Origin of the sequence: uncultured Victivallis sp. (genome assembly GCF_944391105.1) — a bacterium.
GTDB lineage: Bacteria > Verrucomicrobiota > Lentisphaeria > Victivallales > Victivallaceae > Victivallis.
The window spans coordinates 133530-154409 of sequence record NZ_CALXSK010000001.1; the positions used below are offsets into that span (position 1 = coordinate 133530).

The window sequence follows — 20880 nt, forward strand, 5'->3', positions numbered from 1 at the left end:
AAAATCGCATTCACGCATTAGATTACCAGACATGAACTACTATCTTTTTCTCATCATTCTTTTTGCGGCGGCATTTGCGGCGGCCGCGGGGGCGAAGCGTCTCAGGTTCTCCTTTCCGGAGAAGCAGGAAACGCGTCTTCTGTGGTTTCTGACACTCGCATTTTTCCTGGTCTATACGGCTCTCGGCTGGTATAAACTTGAGGCGATGCAGATGGGGGCCTGGGATTTCGGCATTTATGACTCCATCCTGCGCAATGCGGCGAACGGACGCGGCCTGATGGTCGATTACCGGGGGCCGTTCGACCATTTTTCCCCGGCGATTCTGCTTTTTGCCCCGCTCTACTGGATCTATGACACTCAGATGTGGCTTGTTCTGATTCAGGCGGCGTCGCTGGCGTTCTCCGCGCCGCTGCTCTTTGCGACGGCGAAACTCCGTTTCCGGAAGGGGATTTTCCCGCTGCTGCTGACGGCGATGTACCTCTTCAACCCCTACTATTCCCGGCTCGTGCTCTTCGACTTCCATGCGGAGTGCCTCTTTCCGCCGCTCTTTCTGGGAGCGTTTTATTTTCTGGAACGGAAGCGGATGATCCCATTTTTCCTGCTTCTGGCGCTCTCGCCTCTGGTCAAGGAGGATTTTGTCGTTCCGGTCGGGGCGACCGGGCTCTGGCTGCTCGCGCAACGCGGCAGGCGGTGGTGGGGCGTCGGGGCGATCGCGGCGTCGCTTTTCTGGGTATTCTTCGTGTTGAAAATCTACTATCCGTACATTCTGAACGTCCCCTATTTCCACTATGGACGCTATGAGCTGCTCGCGCCGACCGTCGCGGAAACCATGAACAACGCCGTCGCGATGATCGAACGATTCTTCAACCCGAGCATGCCGGGGGTCGTACTGAGCGTTCTCGTTCCCTTTGCGCTGCTGCCGCTCGGAGATTGGAAAGGATTCGTGCTGCTGTGGCTGCCGGTGATCGGCATTCAGCTTGTATCGGAATTTCCACACCAGCAATGGCTCATGAGCCATTACAGTTCCGCCCTGATCGCAGTGACTCCGATCGCCGCATTTTACGGGGCCCGGACCCTGCGGGTTCTGCTTCGGAAAAAACGGAATCTGCGCCGGCTGCGCCAACCGGCACTGGCGGGAGCTGCCGTGCTGATGCTGGGGTCGCACATTTTCTGCTGCGATCTGCCGCTGGCGCGTTATGCGCAATACACGCTCGACGGAATTCTGCCCTCGCAAGGGGGAATTCTCTCGCTGCCGCTGCGTCCTTCCTACTGGCAGGAGATGCTGAAACGGCTGCTGCACGCGGACGGCGCACGCGCACTGTTCGAACAGCTTCCGATCACTCCGGAAAATACGGTCGCCTGCCAGAATGAGCCGGCGGTCTATTTTCTTCCCAGAACCAGAGTTTTCGATTTCCCGATCATCGGCCTGGGGAATCCGCCGCCGTTCCGTGCGGACTTCTTCATCCTGGACCGCAACAATTACTGCGGAAAGATTGAGAATTTCTACGAACTCAACACGTTGCTCGATTCGCTTCTATCCTCGCAAGAGTACGGCCTCATCGACGATCCCGGCGGGGTGCTGGTCATTTACCGGCGCGCGGCAGTTGCGGACTCTTCCTCCCGATAGTCCGGCAGAAGGACACGGCGTCCAAATAACGGGGGAACAAACATACCGGAGGATGCTCCGGGTCGCGCACCCTGCCCATTGCGGACTTGATTCCGGGGGCCGGAACGGTTTCGCCGCTCTCCATTCAGCCAGGCACTGCCTGCCGGATCACGCCGCCGCTCTCCTGCAATCGCTCCTGAACCGATGGACGCAAAACATCGTAAAGTGCCGGATTCGCCAATACGAAAAAGCCGGGGGGAGAAGAAAATCCGAGATGAAATTTCTGGGGATACTTCGGACATGGAATGGCGGAGAGAGAGGGATTCGAACCCTCGATACCCGTAAGGATATAGCGATTTTCGAGACCGCCGCCTTCGACCACTCAGCCATCTCTCCGACTGGTGTGTTTTCATAAAATAACACGCCTTTTCCGGAAATTCAAACCCGTCACCGCAAAAAAACACGGAAAATCCACGCATCTCCTCCACGACCCTCCCGGATTCCGCAGCCGCACGCGATTTCAAACGAAAAATTCCCCTCCCCTTGTTGTAAATCCGGCTCCGCGACGGTAAATTATAGCCGTGACAGTGGCAAACAACCCGAACGGAGAAATACGATGAGTCTCGAATTCTTCAATACCATGGAGCGGCGTGTCGTCCCGTTTCAGTCGATCCGCCCCGGCAAAGTCGGCATGTACACCTGCGGCCCGACCGTTTACAACTACGCCCACATCGGCAACTTCCGCGCCTACATGTTCGAGGATCTGCTGCGGCGCACGCTCGAATATTTCGGCTACAAGGTTCATCAGGTCATGAACCTCACCGACGTCGACGACAAAACCATCCGCGATTCCCGCGCCGCCGGACTCCCGCTGCGCGAATTCACCGCAAAATACAAACAAGCGTTCTTCGAGGACCTCAAAACACTCAATATCGAGCCGGCCGAGGTCTATCCCGCCGCCACGGATCACATTCCGCAGATGATCCGGCTCATCTCGATCCTCATGGAGAAAGGGTACGCCTATCAGGCCGAGGACCGCTCGATCTACTTCTCCATCGACAAATTCCCCGATTACGGCAAACTCGCCAGAATCGACCGGGAAAACCAGCGTTCCGGCGTGCGAATCAAGAACGATGAATATGCCAAGGATTCCGTCGCAGACTTCGCCCTCTGGAAAGCGTGGGATGAACTCGACGGCGATGTCGCGTGGGACTCCCCGTGGGGCAAGGGCCGTCCCGGCTGGCACATCGAATGCAGCGCCATGTCCAGCGAATACCTCGGCGACGCATTCGATATCCACACCGGCGGCATCGACAACATGTTCCCGCACCACGAGGACGAGATCGCCCAGAGCGAAGCCGCCACCGGCAAAAAATGGGTCAACTACTGGCTCCACTGCGCGCATTTGATGGTCAACGGCGAAAAGATGTCCAAGTCGCTCGGAAACTTCTACACGCTGCGCGACCTGCTCAAAATGGGTTGGAAAGGGCGCGAAATCCGCTGGGTGCTGATCGGCGCCCACTACCGCAAAAAACTGAACTTCACACTCGACGCCATCGGCCAGGCGCGCGAAACGCTCACCCGGTTCGACGAATTCTTCGACCGCATGCGCGCCGTCACCAAAGAGGGAGAATGCTCCGAAGCGGAACAGGTTGTCGCCTCCGCGGCGGCGGCGTTCTCCGCCGCGATCGCCGAGGATCTGAACATCTCCGAAGCGCTCGCGGCCATGTTCGAGCTGCTGCGCACGGGCAACAAACTCGCCGACTCCGGTGAACTTACGAAGTCAGGTGCTGAGCGCATTCTTGCGGCGTTCCGCAAATTCGACACCGTGATCGGAGCGCTCGAGGTCGACGCGGTCCGCACGGCCGAGTTTCCGCCGGAAGTCGTCGCGCTCGCCGAAGAGCGCAAAGCGGCGCGCAAGGCAAAGAACTTTGCCGAAAGCGACCGCCTCCGCGCCGAAATCGGGAAACTCGGGTTCGTCGTCGAGGATCAGCCCGGCAACGAATACCGGCTGAAAAAGGCGTGACAGGAAGCGGTTTAACGGAATTCTAACACCCGAAACACCGGATTCGAACATTCCGGAACTACATTATCCTCAACTTAAACAAAGGAGAAAATTTCCTGATGGCGAAAGAGAAAATACTCGTGGTTGAGGATGAGGAAGCGATCCAGGAGCTGATCCGATACAACCTCAACAAGGAGGGGTTCGACCGGGTCCGGCTCTGCGACTCCGGCGAGGAGGCGCTGACTCAGGCGCAGGAATTCGCCCCGGATCTGATTCTGCTGGATCTCATGCTGCCCGGCATGGACGGGCTTTCGGTCTGTCGGCGACTCCGGCGCGATGCGAGGACCGCTTCGATTCCGGTCATCATGCTCACGGCGAAGTCCGAAGAGAGCGACATCGTGACCGGGCTCGAAGTCGGAGCCGATGACTATCTCACGAAACCGTTCAGCCCGAAAGTGCTGGTTGCACGGATCAAATCGGTTCTGCGCCGGGCCAATCCGGCGGAGACGGAGGAGTCCGGCTCGACGCTTCGACGCGGCGCACTCTTCATGAACCGCGGCACACGAGAGGCGCGGCTCGACGGGGTGGCGCTTTCGCTGACCTGTTCGGAGTTTGAAATCCTCTACCTGCTCGCGCGGCGGCCGGGATGGGTGTTCACGCGCAGCCAGATCGTCAATGAGGTCAAGGGAGACGACTACCCCGTGACCGAACGCGCCGTCGACGTGCAGATGGTCAGTCTTCGTCGCAAACTCGGTTCCCACAGTGAACTCATTGAAACGGTTCGCGGCGTCGGCTACCGGTTCGCGCAGGAGTGAAGGGCCACGCAAAATGAAAAATACGTTGTTCGTCTCCTGGCCCGTCGTTTTTCTGGTCGTGGCGCTGGGGCTCTCGGTGTTCGCCTGGTGGCAGTCGACCTCGCTGGAACAGTTCAGCGTTGAACGCACCCAGCAGGAGCTCCAGAGCCGTGCCCGGCTCTTCTCCATCGAGGCGGCGCGGCTGATCCGGAACCGGGATCTCTCCGCGCTGCAGAAGTTCTTCATGATGGAGGGGAAGGCGACCGGCACCCGCATGACCCTCATCGACAACTCCGGCAAAATCATCGCCGACTCCGATGAAAATCCCGCGAACATGGACAATCACCGGCGGCGTCCGGAGATCGCCGAGGCGATCTCCGCGTTCAACCAGGGGGAAACCACCTTCTCGACGATCCGCCACAGCGCAACCAGCGGGCAGCGGATGATCTACTGCGCCATGCCGCTGGCCGTGGAAGGGGAAAACTACGTTCTGAGGACGGCGTTTTCGATTCACGAGATCGACCGGATCGTCCGCAAGGCGCGGATCGACGTCGTATGGGCCGTAGTCGTCACGATCTTGATTGCGGCGGGAATCGGTTACTTTCTCTTTCAGACCGTCACGCAGCCGATCCGGGCACTGCGCAGCGCTTCGGCGAAAATCGCCGCGGGCGACCTCGACGCGAAGCTGCCGGTTCCGGAACATGGCGCGATCCGGGAACTCGGCGACAGCGTGAGCCGCATGGCGGAAGAACTCAAAGCCAGAATCGACGAGATTTCACGTGAAAAGAACGAGCGGGATGCGATTTTTGCTGCGCTTTCCGAAGGGGTCATCGTGCTCGATGCGGCGGGAGTCATCATCGACACGAACCGTGCGGCGCGCCGGATCTTTCAGATCCACGGCGATCCGCGCAATCGCCAGGCGGCAGCCCTGCTGCGAAACGAGGCGCTGGACGATTTTCTGAAACAGCTGCGCAAGACCGGCAATCCGGCCGAAGCGGAATTCACGTTTCCGCTCCCCGAGGGGGACAAGCAGCTGCGCGTCCGCGGCTGCCCGCTGCGCTGGAACGAGGATACGCGCCAGGGGATTCTGCTGGTGTTCTACGACATGACACAGCTGCGCAAGCTCGAAAACTTCCGGCGGGATTTCGTCGCAAACGTCTCCCATGAGATCAAGACGCCGCTCACCGTGATCCGCGGCGCGGTCGAAACGCTTCAGGACGGCGCGCTCGACGAACCGGAACATGCAAGGCGGTTCCTGGAAATCATCGCGACGCATTCCGAACGGTTGAACAGCCTCGTTCAGGACATTCTGAGTCTTTCGCAGCTCGAGTGCCGCGCGCTCGGCGAAGAGTGCGAACTTGAGAACGCCGCGCTCTCGCTGGTGATCGGTTCGGCGGTCAAACTTGAAGAGCCGCGGGCGGAGGAGGCCGGAATCCGGCTCGTCACCGAGATCGTTGACGATCCCCCCGTCCGGATCGACCCCCAGCTCATGGAGCAGGCGATCGTCAACCTCATCGACAATGCGATCAAGCACAGCGGCGAAAAGAACGAGGTGAAAATCCGCCTCCATTCGGAAAGTGGATTCGCGATTCTGGAAGTGATCGATCACGGCTGCGGCATCGGCTCGGCTCATCTCGAACGGCTGTTCGAACGTTTTTACCGCGTCGACAAGGCACGAAGCCGCAAAGCCGGCGGAACCGGACTCGGACTGGCCATTGTGAAGCACATCATGCAGCTGCACCACGGTTCAGCCGAGGTGAAGAGCCGCCCCGGTGAAGGCAGCACGTTCAGCCTCAAACTCCCGGTCGCCTCAAGCTGAAGCGGTAGTGTCGGAGAAGCAGGTCACACATGTTCAGCCGTTGTTCCGGCTCTTGATGAAGAGCACGCGCACGCGCTTCTCCCCGGCATTGCGCAGTTTGTGCCTGCGGGAGGGGAGGATGCGCACCGCGTCTCCGGGTTCGAGCAGAAACTCCTCATCCTCGAAAACCAGATACGCCTCCCCTTCGAGCAGGAACGCGATCTCCTCCTCGAAGTGCTGCGAAAAATCGCGGTTCGTCTCACGGCCCGGCCCGAGCACCATCATCAGAAGTTCGACGTTCGACTTCAGCGGGCCGGGGGTCAGATTGAAGTAAACCGCGCTCTTCTCGTTCGGGTTGTGAATGCGTTCGTGCTCCGTCCTCCGCCGAATCAGCGAAGCGTTGTCGATCTCCTCGTTGAACAGCGCCGAAAGCGGAATCCCGAGTGTTCCGCTGATTAACTTTAACACCGACAAACTCGGATTGCCGATGCCGCGTTCCAACTGGCTGACCAGCGCCGTACTCACTCCGGAAATCTCCGAAAACTCCCTGATGGTCAAGTTCTTCTCTTTCCTGAACCGGCGAATCCGCCGCCCGATCCGACTCTCCACCATGCCGCACCTCCCGTTTGTTTCCCTATTAATATAACGCCACTTTTGTTTATTATATTTAAAATCTATAAAAATATTGAATTTTTTTTGATTCCGTGGTATTGTATAAACGTGACCGCAAACGAAACCCCAATTATGTCCAAAGGAGTTTGAGAAAAATGGGAAAGACATTGGCCCAGAAGATTTTCGACGCCCACACCGTCGATACGCCCGCGCCGGGAGTGCGGGTGTTGTCGCTCGACCGGGTGTTCTGTCATGAGATCACGACCCCGATCGCGATCAACGACCTTGTCGCCATCGGCAAGGACCGCGTCTTCGATCCGGAAAAGATCAAAGCCGTGATCGACCACGTGACCCCGGCGAAGGATTCCAAGACCGCCGAGCAGGGCAAGACGATGCGCGAATGGGCGAAACGTCATGGGATCAAGGATTTCTTCGATATCGGCGCAAACGGCGTCTGCCATGCGATCTTCCCGGAGAAGGGATTTGTCCGTCCGGGCTTCACGGTCATCATGGGTGACTCGCACACCTGCACGCACGGCGCGTTCGGCGCATTCGCCGCAGGCGTCGGCACGACCGACCTCGAAGTCGGCATCCTCAAGGGAGTCTGCACGATGCGCGAACCGGCCACGATCAAAGTCGTGCTGAACGGCAAGCTGCGCGCGGGCGTCTTCGCGAAGGACGTGATCCTCGCAGTCATCAAGCTGCTGACCGTGAACGGTGCGACCGACAAGGTCATCGAGTTCACCGGTCCGGCCGTCGACGCGATGGGGATGGATTCGCGCATGACGCTCTGCAACATGGCGATCGAGGCGGGCGGGACCTGCGGCGTCTGCTATCCGGACATGGTCACGGTCGACTTCCTCTGGCCGTTCATTCAGAACGACTTTCCGAGCAGGGAAGCGGCACTGGCGGAGTATTCGAAGTGGCTGCCCGACGCCGACGCGGTCTACGACAAGGTCGTCACCATGGACGTCTCCGAGCTCGAGCCGATGGTCACGTTCGGCTACAAGCCCGACCAGGTCAAAACCGTCCGTGAAATGGAAGGAACTCCGGTCAACCAGATCTACATCGGCAGCTGCACGAACGGCCGCCTCGAAGACCTGCGCATCGCCGCCGGAATCCTCAAGGGAAAGAAGATCAGCGAAAACGTCCGTGCGATCGTCTCGCCTGCGACGCCGAAAATCTACCGCGACGCGTTGAAGGAAGGGATTATCGAAATCTTCATGGACGCCGGTTTCTGCGTGACGAATCCGACCTGCGGCGCCTGCCTCGGCATGAGCAACGGCGTTCTCGCGAACGGCGAATCGTGCGCTTCGACCACGAACCGCAACTTCAACGGACGCATGGGCAAGGGCGGCATGGTCCACCTGATGAGTCCCGCAACCGCGGCTGCGACCGCCATCGCCGGAGTCATCACCAACTCGCCGCTCTTCACCGGCAAATAAGAAGCGAAGGATCTGAAAATGAAGAACTTCAACGGAAAAATCCTGTTTCTCGACCGTTCCGACATCAACACCGATGAAATCATCCCGGCCAAATACCTGACCGAGCTGACCAAGGCTGCGCTGAAACCGTACTGCCTTGAGGATCTCTCCCTGCCCGGCTTCGATCCGAAGAAGGACATTGCAGGCAAGAGCGTCATCGTGACCAGAGCAAACTTCGGCTGCGGTTCCTCGCGCGAACACGCGCCGTGGGTGCTCGAGTGCAACGGCATCAACATTGTCATCGCCGAAAACTTCGCGCGCATCTTCCGCCAGAACATGTTCAACTGCGGACTCATGGCGATTTCGCTCGAACCGGCCGTGATCGACGAGCTTTTCAAGCTCTTCGCCGGAACCGACGCCACGCTCACGACCGATCTCGAAAACAAGACCTTTACTGTTTCCAACGCGAAAACCAGCAAGGTCTATCCGTTCACCATCGGCGAGTTCGACCTTGAACTCGTGAAGGCGGGCGGCTGGGTCAGCTACGCCGACAGCAAATACTGAGGCGCGGCCGACCGGCTGCGAAAGCGCATCCCGGCAAGAGCCGGGATGCGCCTGTTTTTTTTCCGGATCAGGGCTGCAATGCCGCATGCAGCCGGCACATGCTCTCGACCGGATCGCCGTCCCGGATCTCAAGAAACATCGGCGATGGATTCACCGTGCCGCGTTTCCAGCCGAGAAACAGTGACGCGAGCGAAATGAGTGAACCGAACGGTTCCGTGAGCGGCATGTGGTTGCAGAAACTCCCGTCCGGACGCGGAGTGACCTGATGCAGATGAAGTCCGTTGATCTCGTCGCCGAGCTCCTCATACCAGTCGCTGATCGTAAATCGATTTGCAAGCGCTCCGTTGTTCCGCGCGTGTCCGAGATCGAAGTGAAACCCGATACGCGAACAGCAGTCGAGCCGCCAGCGCAGAAGTTCGATCCATTCACGGCACTCGTCGGGCGTACAGCCGAAGTTCCGCACCTCGGCGCTCTCGCCCGGAACGATGTGGAGATTCTCGATGCCGATGCTGATCCCCTCGTCAAGCAGCCGCCGAACCGGAGTTTCCGCGGCATCGAGCAATTGATCACAGGCGGCCTCGAAATCCGCGAGCGAAACGCGCGGCACATGCCAGGTCACGTGCGAACAGCCGAGTTCGAGCGCCGTTCTCACCGCCGCCCGGAGCTCGGACTCCCCGTGCACCGCGCCATCCCGCCAGACGAGGTCGGGCAGATGCAGCGAAAGCATCACGCCGCCGCCCGCGCGCCAGTCGCCGAGCGCCCGCAGCAACGCCGGATCGGACATCCGGTCAGGCGAGGTGAAACGCAGCTCAAACGTCTTCATTCCCGCCTCGCCGCCGCGCGACAGGACTCCGACCGGATCCTTCATGCCCGAGCATCCGAGCCGGTCGAGAAACGCCTCGCGCTCCTCCTCCGGCCAGCTGCGGGGATCGGCATCGTCAAACACAATATCCTGCCGCTGATCCCCGTCGAAGATCACCAGCGCCGGAGCACCGCCGGAAGCCTTGTCCGGATCGAGCCCGCGCACGAGTTCAAGCCGCTCAAAGCTCCCGTCGATGTGCCAGTGCCCCGCGACAAGTTTATGGATTCGCCCGGAGCGGAACGCCTTTTCCAGCAGCGCACGATCCTCCTCCGGCCAGATGTCGGGCGGACAGTGGGTCACGGCAAGCGCCCCCGCCGGCGCGTTTTTTTCCAGCAGAGCCCGGGCCGGGCCGGAGAGTCGCGAACGGGAGGTATCCAGCAGCACGATTCCCTCAGCCTCCACGGGCGTCGCCAGAAGTTCCGCCACCTTCGCACGGTCGACGGGCGAACGCATTTCGGCATTGCCCGGCGTCAGGAGGTACGGGATTCCGGTTGCGATGAGTTTTGAGCGCAGCCGTTTTGCGGAAACGGCAGAGCCGGTCGCGGTCAGGTCTCCGGCTCCGACGATGCGATCCGCGTGCAGACGTTTCGCCGTCGCAAGCGCCCAGTCGAGCACCTCCTCCTTGACGCTCCGCTCCGAGTCGGGCAGATGCAGATCAGCCAGCAGCGCAATTTTCATAGGCACCTCCTTCTCTCACAACTCAACTCCTGGAAGACGAATTCGTCTCCATCGTGCGCAAGTGATACCGGGAAAGGCAGTTTCTCCGTCAACCGGCGGAACTCCGCCTCCCCCTCCTCTCCATGCCAGCGGTCTGCGACATGGATGAAAACCATCGAACGGATCGGCAATCCGGCGAGCAGTTCCACCGCCCGCTCCAGCGGAAAATGCGTGCACTCGCAGAAACAGTCCGCCTCCGAACCGAATTCGTCCCGCGGAAAATCGCTGAAATCAAATTTCAGATCCCCGGTGTAAACCACGCGCCGACCTCCCGATTCGATCACGAATCCGAAACTCGGAAACGCCTGGCGCTCGTTCTCCAGATGCCGGGTCGGGAACGCCCGAATCCGAACATCCCCGTCCTCCCACACCATGCCCGGTTCAATCACATCGAACGAGACCAGTCCCTCCGGCCAGCCGCGATGAGTCGCCCGGATAAACCCGAGCACAGCGTCGATTCCCTCCCGCTCCGGCAGGTGAATCACCAGCCTCTGGCCGGGAACCGGATATTTGACGAAAGACTTCACAAGCCCCGGAATCCCGCCGATGTGATCCTCGTGCATGTGGGTCACGAACAAGTGACGCAGCTTTGCGAACGGCACCCCGTGCCGGATCAGCAGCGCATTGACCGGAGCCCCCGCGTCGAACAAATACGCGGCGTCTCCCGATTCCAGCAGCGTCGAGGTGTTGAACCGGGTCAGGGTCGGTTCTCCGTGGCTGGTGCCGAGCGTCGTGAATTTCATCGTTGTCCCTCCTCTTCCGTATGTTCCATGGCGGGGGGAAGCATCCGGATCCGCCGGTCCGGAAACGGGAATCGAATCTCGAATACGGTTCCTTTGCCCGGAATCGACCGCAAACCGAATGAAGCGCCATGTTCCCGGCAGATCCGCTCGATCACCATCATGCCGATTCCGTTCCCGCCGGCCCGGTTCGTGCTGAACGCCTTGAACATGCTGCCAAGCTCGTCCGGAGAGATCCCCGTTCCGGAGTCCGCAAACTCAACCGTGAGCCCGTCGGCATCGGACACACTCCGAATCAACAGCCGCCCGCCGTTCGGCATCGCCTGGACCGCATTGCGGATCACATTGTAAAACACCTGTTTGAGCTGTCCCGGATCTCCCGAAACCGGACGCGGATGATCCTCCCACTCGCATTCGACCGAAACCAGGCGCGCCTCGATCTCCGCGCGCATGAATTTCAACACCTCCGCCACCAGCGCGGTCACATCGACCTGCGTGAACTGCGGTCTGCCGGGCCGCAGCGCCGAAAGGAATCCATGAATGATGCTGTCGAGCCGCTCGACCTCGGATTTACATGCATCGATCATCTCGGCGGCCTCTTCTCGTGAGAGCGCATCCTCCCCGTCGCCCTTCTCTGCCGCAAATGCGCGGTCGAGAATCTGGAGATTCAAATAGAGGCTGTTGAGCGGGTTGCCGATCTCGTGCGCAACTCCGGCCGCGAGCATCGAAACCGCTTCTCCCTTCTGGTGCTCGATGTCATCCATGGTACGGGCGCGGCTCTCGGTCACGTCCCGGAAAATCACCGCAGCCAGCGTGTTGTCCCCCGGGTACGGAACCAGATAGAACTGAATAAAGCGACGCACCGGGTAGAGAATTTCAAATTCCTGCCGGGCAACCCGCACCCACTCCTTCTCGTCCGCGCCTAAAATCCGCGCCCAGTCAACCCCCTGAAGCAGCTGCGAGGCGCGCACCTCCGACAGATCGTCCGGCAGCGCAAGAAGCTCCTGCGCAGCACGGTTGTGATAGCGGATCAGCAGATTGCGGTCGATCACCAGAATTCCCTCTTCAATCGCATTGAAAACCGTCTCGAGAAACCCGCGCTCCCGCATGAGCCGGAGAATGTATGCCTGGCGACTGCCGGAATCGACATCATCCAATCGTTCACTGAAGCGATCCAGGAAATTTTTTTTCACCGTCATTTGAAATCATCCCCTTTCGGTGTCATACTATTATAACAATAGCATATTATGAAGGAATCTCAAATAAGCCCGAGGGGGGACCATGAAAATCTTCCGTTTCTTTTTGTCCGCGACGATCCTCTTCGCCTCGTTTTCCCTTTCCGCCGACGCTCCGCTGATCCGGATTGACGAGGAGGAGGCCGCGCCCGAAGTGGAAGAGACCGGCCACCTCATTGAACTGCGCGACCCGAATGCGGACAACCGGGAAAACACTCCCCCGGGAGCACTTGCCGCCATCGTCGCCGCGGGCGGCGTCATCTACGACTGGGCACCTTCCCCCGACCCGATGCGCGTAACCGGCGGAGCGAACCTCGTCGACGCACTTCTCTCTCCCGATGAGACACTGCTGGTTCTGCTGGAGAAAACCGGCGCGAAAAAGGGGCCGAACGCAACCCGCATTCTCTGTTTCAATCTGCTCAACGACAAGCTCGTCCGCGCCTTTCCGGTCAAAGATCGCAAACTCTCCGGCGCGGCATTCGTGCCGGGAACGACGCAGATCATCGCAACGCAGCTTGCCCAGGAGGCGTTTCAACAGCCGGACCGCCTCATCGCAATCGATCTGCGCACGGGGGAAATCAAGCGCGAATCGCAACCGTTTGCGGCGGAAATCCGCGCATTCGCACTCAACGCCTCGAACAGTTTCGTCAATCTGAAGGGAGACGACGCCATCCTCATGATTCCCCACGACTCCTTCGAAAAATCCCCGCAGACAATTCAGACCCTCGTGCGCGAACCCGAACTGCTGCTCACTCCCGACGGCAGCCGCCTCGTCGTCTACGGAAACGGCCGCATGGAGCTCTACAATACCGGAACCCCGGTTCCCGAACTCATTTCAAGCCGGGAAATTCCGGACGATTTCAAACCATCCCGGGCGCTCGCCGCCGACAACGATGCCTCGGTCCTGATTTTTCTGGATCCCTCCGGGAAAGGATACCTCTACGCCGGCGGAATCTTCCGGCGACTTGAAGGACGAGTCACCGGAATCGGCTGCTGCCGCGTCGCCGACCGCAAACTCTTCCTCGGCATCGAGCAGAAGGAGTCGATCAATCTCTATCTCCTCCCGAATGAAATCGAACCGGAGGCGACCTGTTCTCCGGGCGAACTGCGCCCACGCATGGCCGGTCGGATGTTCCGGCTCTTCCCGCGCACATCGAGCGCCGAACCGGAACTCATTCTCGTCGACAACCGCGCGAACATCTTTCTCCTCACCGTGAAGCCGCGCCGCTGGCAGAAACGGCTCATCTTCGAAGCGCCGAAATAAGCCGCCTCTACTCGTTCGCCGCGCCGCTCTTCTCTTTGCCGAGTTCGATCAGACGCTGGATGACCGCGTAAAACATCGGTACAAGCAGCGTCCCGCCGATCGCCGCGACGATCATTCCGCCGAACACCGCACTGCCGAGCGAAACCCGGCTCGCGGCTCCCGCTCCGGTCGCCACCACGAGCGGCAATACGCCGAGAATGAATGAGATCGCCGTCATCAGCACCGCGCGGAAACGGAGCTTCGCAGCCTCGACCGCCGCGTCGAAAATCGACTTTCCCTGTTCGTGGCTCACCTTCGCGAACTCCACGATCAGAATCGCCGTCTTGCAGGCGAGGCCGAAGAGCAGCACGAATCCGACCTGCGTGTAGATGTTGTTCTCGACGTTCATCACCCAGAGGAACAGCAACGATCCGAAAAACGCGATCGGCACCGACAACAGCACCGCCACCGGAATCATCCAGCTCTCATACTGCGCCACCAGGAAGAGATACATGAAAAGCAGCGCCAGCGAGAAAATGATCATCGTCATGTTCAGCGAAACTCCGCCGCCGAGTTCGACCGGCTTGTTTGCGGCCTTCTCCTGGTAGGACATGTCGGTCCAGTCGAACTTCATCCCCTCCGGCAGGACCTGCCGGGCAAGTTCCTCCATCGCCTCCATCGCCTGGCCCGTGCTGTAGCCGGGCGCGTTCGAGCCGTTGATCGTCGCGGAAGAGTACATGTTGTAACGGTTCAGATACTGCGGGGAAAGCCGCTGTTCGACCTCGACGAGCGTCCCGAGCGGAACCATCTCTCCGAGATTGTTCGGCACGTAGATTCCCCGGACATCCGGCACATTGCGCCGCGCCTTCGCCGTCGCCTGGATCTCGACCTTGTAAACCTTGCCGAACTTGTTGAAATCGTTCACGTAAGTGTATCCGGTCAGCCCCTGCAGCGCCGTGTTGATGTCGGAAATTGCAACACCGAGCTTAAGCGCCTTTTCGCGGTCGATGTTCAGAAACACCTGCGGCACCTGTGCCCGGAAGGTCGAGTAGGCCGAGCCGATCGCCGGATTCTGCCGCGCCGCCGCGCAGAGGTCGTTCACGGCAGCCTCGAGCCGTTCCGGGTAGGTCCCGGTGGTGTCCTCGACAACGAACGAAAATCCGCCCGTCGTTCCGATTCCCTGAATCGTCGGCATGCCGAACACCTGCACGACCGCACCGGGATCGCGGTTGAAGAGCGCCTGGAGCTTCCGCTGAATCGCGTTCTGCGTGAGTTCCGGCGACTTCCGCTCCTTCCACGGCAGGAGCGAAACCAGCACCATCGCATTGTTCGAAGCCTGCGACCCCGTCAGAATGCTGTACCCGGCCACACCGAGCACATCGACGACCCCGTCGACTTTGCGCGCCTGCTCCACGACCCGCTCCGTGAACGCCTGTGTGCGGTCGAACGACGCCGCGTCCGGCAGCTGGATGTTCACGAAAAGTTTCCCCTGATCCTCATCCGGAATGAAGCCGGTCGGCAGATTCATGTAGAACCAGTAGCAGCCGAAGACGATCACCGCGAAAAGCACCAGCGTGAAAAACGCCCGCCGCACGATGAGCCGGACAAGCCACACATAACCGCCGGTCAACTTCTCAAATCCGTCGTTAAACCAGCGGAACACAAAGAACTTCCGCCTCCCCTGCCGGACGGGTTTGAGCAGGATCGAACAGAGCGCGGGCGAGAGCGTCAACGCGTTGATGCTCGAGATCACCACCGACACCGCGATCGTGATGCCGAACTGCCGGTACATCTCCCCCGTGATCCCCGGCAGAAAACAGATCGGGATGAACATCGCCAGCAGCACCGCCGTCGTCGCAACGACCGGCCCGGTAACCTCCTCCATCGACTGAACGGCCGCCTGCTTCGGACCGAGATGTTCCTCTTCCATGAGCCGGCTCACGTTTTCGATGACCACGATCGCATCATCCACCACAATGCCGATCGCAAGAATCAATCCGAAGAGCGTGATGAGGTTGATCGTGTAACCGATCACCAGCAGTACCGCGAACGTGCCGATCAACGACACCGGAATCGCGAGCGTCGGAACCACCGTCGAGCGCCAGTCCTGCAGAAACAAATAGGTGATCGCAATCACCAGAATCACCGCGATGATCAACGTCATGACCACCTCGTCGATCGAGGCGGTGATGAACGCGGTTGTGTCGAACGGAATTCCATAATCGATCCCTTCCGGGAAGTATGTCTTGAGCTCCTCAAGTCGTGCGGCACACGCCTCCTTGATCTGGATTCCATTCGCCTCGTTGAGCTGATAGATCGCGAGCAGAGCGGCGGGTTTTCCGTTGTAGGTTCCGGTCGACGAGTAGTTTTCCGCGCCGAGTTCGACCTTTGCGATGTCCTTGAGCTTGACCTGGGCGCCGTCGGAGGTCGAACGCACGACGATCTCCTCGAACTCCGAAACCTCGGACAGCCGTCCCTGCGTCTGAAGCGCGTAGCGGAAGATCCCGTTTCCGCCCGTCGGCGCCTCGCCGAGCGCGCCCGCCGAAACCTGCACATTCTGCTGATTCAGCGCGGCCGTCACCTCGTCAACGGTCATATTCATGCCCGCCATGCGCGCCGGATCGAGCCAGATGCGCATCGAATACTTGTGCTCTCCGAGCAATTGCACCTCTCCGACACCCGGAATACGCGCGAGCTCATCCTTCAGGTAGATACTCGCGTAATTGCTCAGAAAAAGATCGTCGTACCGCCCGTCCGGAGAAAAAAGCGCAACGACAAGCAGCATGCTCGGAGACTTCTCCTTCACAATCACGCTCTGCCGCCGAACCTCCTCCGGCAGCTGGGCGGAGGCCCAGTTCACGCGGTTCTGGGTGTTGACGGTGTTCGAATCGCCGTCGGTGCCGATGTCGAAGGTGACGGTGATCGTCGCGGCGCCGGTGTCGGTCGCGTTGCTCGACATGTAGATCATGCGCTTGACGCCGTTGACCTGCGCCTCGATCGGCTGAATGACGGTCTCCTGCACGGTCTTTGCGTCGGCGCCCGGATAGGTAGCGCTGATCGACACCTGCCCCGGCGTGATGTCCGGATACTGCGTCACCGGCAGAACGAAAAGCGCCACGATGCCCGCAAGCGTAATCACGATCGAAATCACGAATGCAAACCGCGGGCGGTCGATAAAAAATTTACTGATCATCGTGCGGCCTCACTTTCCGACCGGCACCGCAGGAATTTCCCCCTCGATCACCTCGCCCACCGGAGCAAGCGTGTTGCCGAGGATGGAAGGATCGTCCTGCCGGACCGCCTCCGGAGCATCGAGCTTCTGCGCGGCCTCCGGAGTCTGCGGAATCCGGGCGAGAAGCGTCTCATCCACCTGAGCAGAGGCGGGAGAGCCGGGACGCACCTTCTGGACGCCTTCGACGATGATCCGGTCACCCGCCCTGAGACCCGACTCCGCAATGAAGAACTCCTCACTGCGGTAGCCCGCCGTCACATTGTGCCGCTTCACCTTGCCGTCCGCCTCGACGACGTAGACATAATCCCCCGCCTGGTCGGACATCAATGCGACCAGCGGAACAATCAGCGCCTTCGTCGGTTCTGCCGGACCGATGCTCACGCGCACAAACATGCCGGTCATGAGTTCGCGCTTCGGATTCGGGAAGAGCGCCTGAAGCCGAAATGTGCCGGTGCTCGTGCTGACCCGGTTCCCCCAGAAGGCGATCTTTCCCGGCTGGTTGTACTCGGAGCCGTCCTGAAGGAAGAGCCGGACACGGACTTCCGGAACTTCCGTGTCCTTCCGGAGTTTCAGAAGTTTGATGAGATTGAATTCCGAAATCACGAACTCCACGCGCACGGGGTCGACCATCACGACCGTCGCGAGCGTCCCGGACTGCTGGTCGACGAGATTGCCGACGCTGTAGGTGTTCAAGCCGATCTGCCCGTCGAATGGAGCGAGAATCTTCGTGTAATCGAGATTCTGCCGTGCGAGTGCAAGGTTTGCCTCGGCACCCTCGACCTCCGCATCCGCCTCCTGCTTGGCGGCGACGGCGAAATCGAACGCGCGTTTGCTGGTCGCGTCCTGCGTACTGAGTGTTTTCTGCCGTTCGTATTCGATGTTCGCATTCTTCTGGCTGGCGCGGGCTTTGGCGAGTTCCGCCTCGGCGGCCTTGACCTTCGCGGCATAGACCTCCGGTTCGATCTCATAGAGGAGCTGCCCCTTCTTCACGGCCTGCCCCTCCTCGAACAGCCGTTTCACGAGAAACCCCTCGACCCGGGCGACCAAATTGACCTCCTCGAACGCCTTGACCGAAGCGATCGCCACGGAAGACTCGAACATATACCCCTGCGTTGCGGGAACCACTTTCACCACAGGAGGTTCCGGGGCGGGAGGCGCGGCCTTCTCGCGGCATCCGGACAACAACGCGACTGCGGCGAGGACCCCCGCCGCTCCGACTCTCCCCCATCCTTTCATACAAGCTCCTCCCGAAATTGCAGAAAATTATTTCCGCCGCTCACACGCGGTCACGGCATTGCTCATCAGCACGGCGATGGTCATCGGACCGATGCCGCCGGGAACGGGGGTGATCGCCCCGGCGACCTCGACGGCTTCATCAAATTTCACATCTCCGACGAGTTTGTCTTTGCCGCCGGCGGGATTCGGCGTGCGATTGATTCCGACGTCGATCACGGCGGCTCCCGGTTTGATCATATCTCCACGCACGAACTCCGGCTTGCCGATCGCGGCGATGAGAATATCCGCATCGCGCGTGTACTTCGCAATATCGGGCGTGCCGGAGTGGACGATCGTCACGGTCGCGTTCGCCCCCCTCGCCTTCTGCATCAGCAGCGCCGCCATCGGCTTGCCGACGATATTCGAGCGGCCGATGACGACGGCGTGCTTTCCGGCCGGATCGATTCCGGAACGCTCCAGCAGCAGCATCACTCCCCACGGCGTACAGGGGCGGAATCCATCCTCCTTTCCGATCAGCAGCCTGCCGACGTTGCGCTCGCAGAAACAGTCGACATCCTTGTCCGGATCGATCGCGGCGATGACCGCTTCCTCGTCGATCTGCGGCGGAGGAGGAGACTGCACAAGAATGCCGTCGATCGCGGGATCGCGGTTGAGCTCGTCGATCAGCGCAAGCAGTTCCTCCATCGTGGTATCGGCCGGAAGCACCCGCTTGTCGGAAAAGATTCCGAGTTCGGCGCACTTCTTCGCCTTGGAATTCACATAGACCTGCGAAGCCGGATCCTCCCCGACCAGAACCACGGCCAGACCGGGGGTTTTCCCGGCGGCCTTCAATGCCTCGACCCGGCGACGGGTCTCTTCGTTCACTGCCGCTGCGATCGCTTTTCCATCAATAATTTTCGCTGCCATATAATTGTCTCCTCCCTCATCGGCACTGGATTCCGCGCTCTTAAAACGGCGGAATCGAAAGAAAATAAACCGGCTTTGTCCGCAGGAATCCGCCGACCGGTCGATACCCCGGAAACGGCTCCGGCTTCCGGGAAAGAATCACGGGACGATGCTCCCGCACGAACTCCATCATGAATTCCGGATAATCCGGATAGACCGCACGCCCCCAGTCCACATACATCGGATGAACCGCAGGACGGTCCGGGAACAACCGGCAGAAGAGCGCATCCGCGGTCATATTCAGGTAATACCGTTCGCGAAACGGTTCCGGCACCCGCGCCAGCGCAGTTTCAAGTTCCCGGAAATCGCGGGCCTCGCCGTGAAACATCAGCATACCCCGCATTCCGGGAGTCGTCGAAAACTCCCGCTCCCCGAGGCAGACGATCCGGATCGCCGCGCCGAACGCGCGGTATCCGACCTCGAGCCCGGGCAGAATCAGCAGCACAATCAGCAGCGCGACGCGCACCGCCCGGCGGCGCCCGCTCCGCCACACCCGCTCGCAAAGATACGCCAGAACTCCCATCATCGGCACACTTGCCCAGTAGAGGTGACGGATGCACGGAACCGGATAAAACTGATGCCAGGAGGCCAGCCCGATCAGAACCGCGGCCGCCAGCGGCAGATAAAGCCGCACCCCGCGCCGCCGGAACAGCTCCGAACACGCATGAAAAAATACGCCCAGCGACACCAGCGGGAAAACGAGAAAACCCTCCGCCGGAAAGAACGTCAGAAGAACCGATTCCAACGCCCCGGCACCTCCGCGTTCCCAGCCGAATTTTCCAACCGAGATGAAACACTGCCGGATGTAATCCGGCCATGCGTCGAAAATGGTCAGATACGCAGCGAGAATGGCCGGAACAATCACCGCGCCCGCGGCCCACACGCCGGCTTTCTGCAGAAGGATTCTCCCCGAACTGCGCCGCACCCACGCCTCAACTCCGAGCGTCATCGCCGCGGCAATGACCAGCACCAGGCCGCAAGGCTGACGGCAGCCGAATGCGAGCCCCGCCGCGACGCCGGCGCAGAAGAGCCGCTTCCGGCTCCCGCTGTCGAGATAGCGGACCGTCATCGTCCCGGCCAGCAGCATGAAATACATCGCGTAAACCGATGACCATGGATGCATCGGAACAAGATAAAACGGCGCCAGCCCCCAGAAGAGAACCATCATGAGCCAGCGGAACGGCACCGAGAGAAACCGCCGCCAGAAACGGTCGAGTTCCATCGCACAGAGCCCGTAGAAAACGACCGTCAGCAGTTTGACCGCAAGCAGTTCTCCTCCGAAGATCCGGACGATGACCGACTGAATGAACGTGGAAAGAAAACCGTACTGGTTGAAGGTGTCGCGGAAGCAGATCCGACCGGCGGCGACGTCCATCGCAGGTTTGAGCATCACGCCGTCGTGATGCAGATCGACGCCGAAGAAAGCGAACGGAGCAAAGCACAACAGCGTGATGACAAAGAGAGACCACCCGTTGCGATCCAGCCACGGCGCACGCCGCATCTCTCCGCCCGTTTCAGATTTCCGTTCCACGCAGCCCCCCCGCCGATTCCGTTCTCAGATGCAATCACCGGGTCTTGACCTGTCACGGTTCGAGCGGAGTTTCAATCGCGGCACCCGGATTCCGGCGTCAGTCACGCGGGAACTGGCTGTTGGCACGGGCCATCCAGCGGTTTACAATTGGGCTGATGACGAAGTCGTCAAGACGCGCGTCGCGCGGGAAACTCCAGTCACAGTACGGGCACTTTGCATAAACTTCAAGATCGGCGGGCGTCAGACGCTCGCCGCAGTTCGGGCAAAGAAGATTGCCGTTCGACAGTTTCAAGGACCGATTGTTGCAAATCTCACTCATAATAGAGAATAATATAG

The 20880-nt window shown here is 60.0% G+C and carries 16 protein-coding genes and 1 tRNA gene; 7 read left to right on the plus strand and 10 right to left on the minus strand.

Annotated features, from left to right (window positions below):
- Nucleotides 1–31: 31 nt before the first annotated feature.
- Complete coding sequence (locus Q0K10_RS00555; RefSeq protein WP_294501789.1) at nt 32–1627, plus strand: DUF2079 domain-containing protein; 1596 nt, start codon at nt 32–34, stop codon at nt 1625–1627.
- Nucleotides 1628–1912: 285 nt separating this feature from the next.
- Here Q0K10_RS00555 and Q0K10_RS00560 read toward each other — a convergent pair.
- A tRNA-Ser gene (locus tag Q0K10_RS00560) sits at nt 1913–2002 on the minus strand.
- A gap of 220 nt (nt 2003–2222) precedes the next feature.
- Here Q0K10_RS00560 and cysS point away from each other — a divergent pair.
- The 3 genes from cysS (at nt 2223) to Q0K10_RS00575 (ending at nt 6224) form a co-directional block, all read left to right on the plus strand.
- Nucleotides 2223–3632: a cysteine--tRNA ligase gene (gene cysS, locus Q0K10_RS00565; protein WP_294501791.1), complete on the plus strand. Its 1410-nt coding sequence runs from the start codon at nt 2223–2225 to the stop codon at nt 3630–3632.
- 98 nt (nt 3633–3730) lie between these two features.
- Nucleotides 3731–4426, plus strand: coding sequence for a response regulator transcription factor (locus Q0K10_RS00570; protein WP_294501793.1), 696 nt, complete (start codon nt 3731–3733; stop codon nt 4424–4426).
- A 13-nt stretch (nt 4427–4439) separates the two neighbouring features.
- Entirely contained in the window at nt 4440–6224 is a 1785-nt protein-coding gene (locus tag Q0K10_RS00575; protein ID WP_294501795.1) for an ATP-binding protein, read from the plus strand.
- Between the two features lie 33 nt (nt 6225–6257).
- On the opposite strand, the gene Q0K10_RS00580 is transcribed toward Q0K10_RS00575, so the two are convergent.
- The gene (locus Q0K10_RS00580; RefSeq protein WP_294501797.1) at nt 6258–6815 is read right to left on the minus strand and encodes an XRE family transcriptional regulator; all 558 of its coding nucleotides are present in this window, start codon (nt 6813–6815) and stop codon (nt 6258–6260) included.
- 155 nt (nt 6816–6970) lie between these two features.
- Here Q0K10_RS00580 and Q0K10_RS00585 point away from each other — a divergent pair, with 155 nt between their 5' ends.
- Both Q0K10_RS00585 and Q0K10_RS00590 read left to right on the plus strand, forming a co-directional pair.
- The gene (locus Q0K10_RS00585) at nt 6971–8260 is read left to right on the plus strand and encodes a 3-isopropylmalate dehydratase large subunit (protein ID WP_294501800.1); all 1290 of its coding nucleotides are present in this window, start codon (nt 6971–6973) and stop codon (nt 8258–8260) included.
- Nucleotides 8261–8278: 18 nt separating this feature from the next.
- Nucleotides 8279–8803 carry a hypothetical protein gene (locus Q0K10_RS00590; protein ID WP_294501802.1) on the plus strand — a complete coding sequence of 175 codons (525 nt, stop codon included), beginning with the start codon at nt 8279–8281 and terminating at the stop codon, nt 8801–8803.
- Nucleotides 8804–8870: 67 nt separating this feature from the next.
- Here Q0K10_RS00590 and Q0K10_RS00595 read toward each other — a convergent pair whose 3' ends face one another.
- The 3 genes from Q0K10_RS00595 to Q0K10_RS00605 are packed head-to-tail and all read right to left on the minus strand — an operon-like array spanning nt 8871 to nt 12321.
- Nucleotides 8871–10343 (minus strand): TIM barrel protein, encoded by a 1473-nt coding sequence (locus Q0K10_RS00595; RefSeq protein ID WP_294501803.1) that lies wholly within the window; start codon nt 10341–10343, stop codon nt 8871–8873.
- Nucleotides 10340–11125 (minus strand): MBL fold metallo-hydrolase, encoded by a 786-nt coding sequence (locus Q0K10_RS00600; protein ID WP_294501805.1) that lies wholly within the window; start codon nt 11123–11125, stop codon nt 10340–10342. Before Q0K10_RS00600 ends, Q0K10_RS00595 begins: the two co-directional genes overlap by 4 nt.
- Complete coding sequence (locus tag Q0K10_RS00605; protein WP_294501808.1) at nt 11122–12321, minus strand: ATP-binding protein; 1200 nt, start codon at nt 12319–12321, stop codon at nt 11122–11124. The genes Q0K10_RS00600 and Q0K10_RS00605 overlap by 4 nt, the downstream gene beginning before the upstream one ends.
- 82 nt (nt 12322–12403) lie before the next feature.
- On the opposite strand from Q0K10_RS00605, the gene Q0K10_RS00610 reads away from it, so the two are divergent.
- The gene (locus Q0K10_RS00610; protein WP_294501810.1) at nt 12404–13621 is read left to right on the plus strand and encodes a hypothetical protein; all 1218 of its coding nucleotides are present in this window, start codon (nt 12404–12406) and stop codon (nt 13619–13621) included.
- Nucleotides 13622–13628: 7 nt separating this feature from the next.
- On the opposite strand, the gene Q0K10_RS00615 is transcribed toward Q0K10_RS00610, so the two are convergent.
- The 5 genes from Q0K10_RS00615 to Q0K10_RS00635 all read right to left on the minus strand — a co-directional run bounded on the left by Q0K10_RS00615 (nt 13629) and on the right by Q0K10_RS00635 (nt 20836).
- Nucleotides 13629–16793: an efflux RND transporter permease subunit gene (locus Q0K10_RS00615; RefSeq protein ID WP_294501812.1), complete on the minus strand. Its 3165-nt coding sequence runs from the start codon at nt 16791–16793 to the stop codon at nt 13629–13631.
- Between the two features lie 9 nt (nt 16794–16802).
- Nucleotides 16803–18068 (minus strand): efflux RND transporter periplasmic adaptor subunit, encoded by a 1266-nt coding sequence (locus Q0K10_RS00620; protein WP_294501814.1) that lies wholly within the window; start codon nt 18066–18068, stop codon nt 16803–16805.
- A gap of 27 nt (nt 18069–18095) precedes the next feature.
- Nucleotides 18096–18974 carry a bifunctional methylenetetrahydrofolate dehydrogenase/methenyltetrahydrofolate cyclohydrolase FolD gene (gene folD / locus Q0K10_RS00625; RefSeq protein ID WP_294501816.1) on the minus strand — a complete coding sequence of 293 codons (879 nt, stop codon included), beginning with the start codon at nt 18972–18974 and terminating at the stop codon, nt 18096–18098.
- A 40-nt stretch (nt 18975–19014) separates the two neighbouring features.
- On the minus strand, nt 19015–20544 hold the full coding sequence (locus tag Q0K10_RS00630; protein ID WP_294501818.1) for a hypothetical protein: 1530 nt from the start codon (nt 20542–20544) through the stop codon (nt 19015–19017).
- Between the two features lie 97 nt (nt 20545–20641).
- Entirely contained in the window at nt 20642–20836 is a 195-nt protein-coding gene (locus tag Q0K10_RS00635) for a hypothetical protein (protein ID WP_294501820.1), read from the minus strand.
- Nucleotides 20837–20880: the final 44 nt, after the last annotated feature.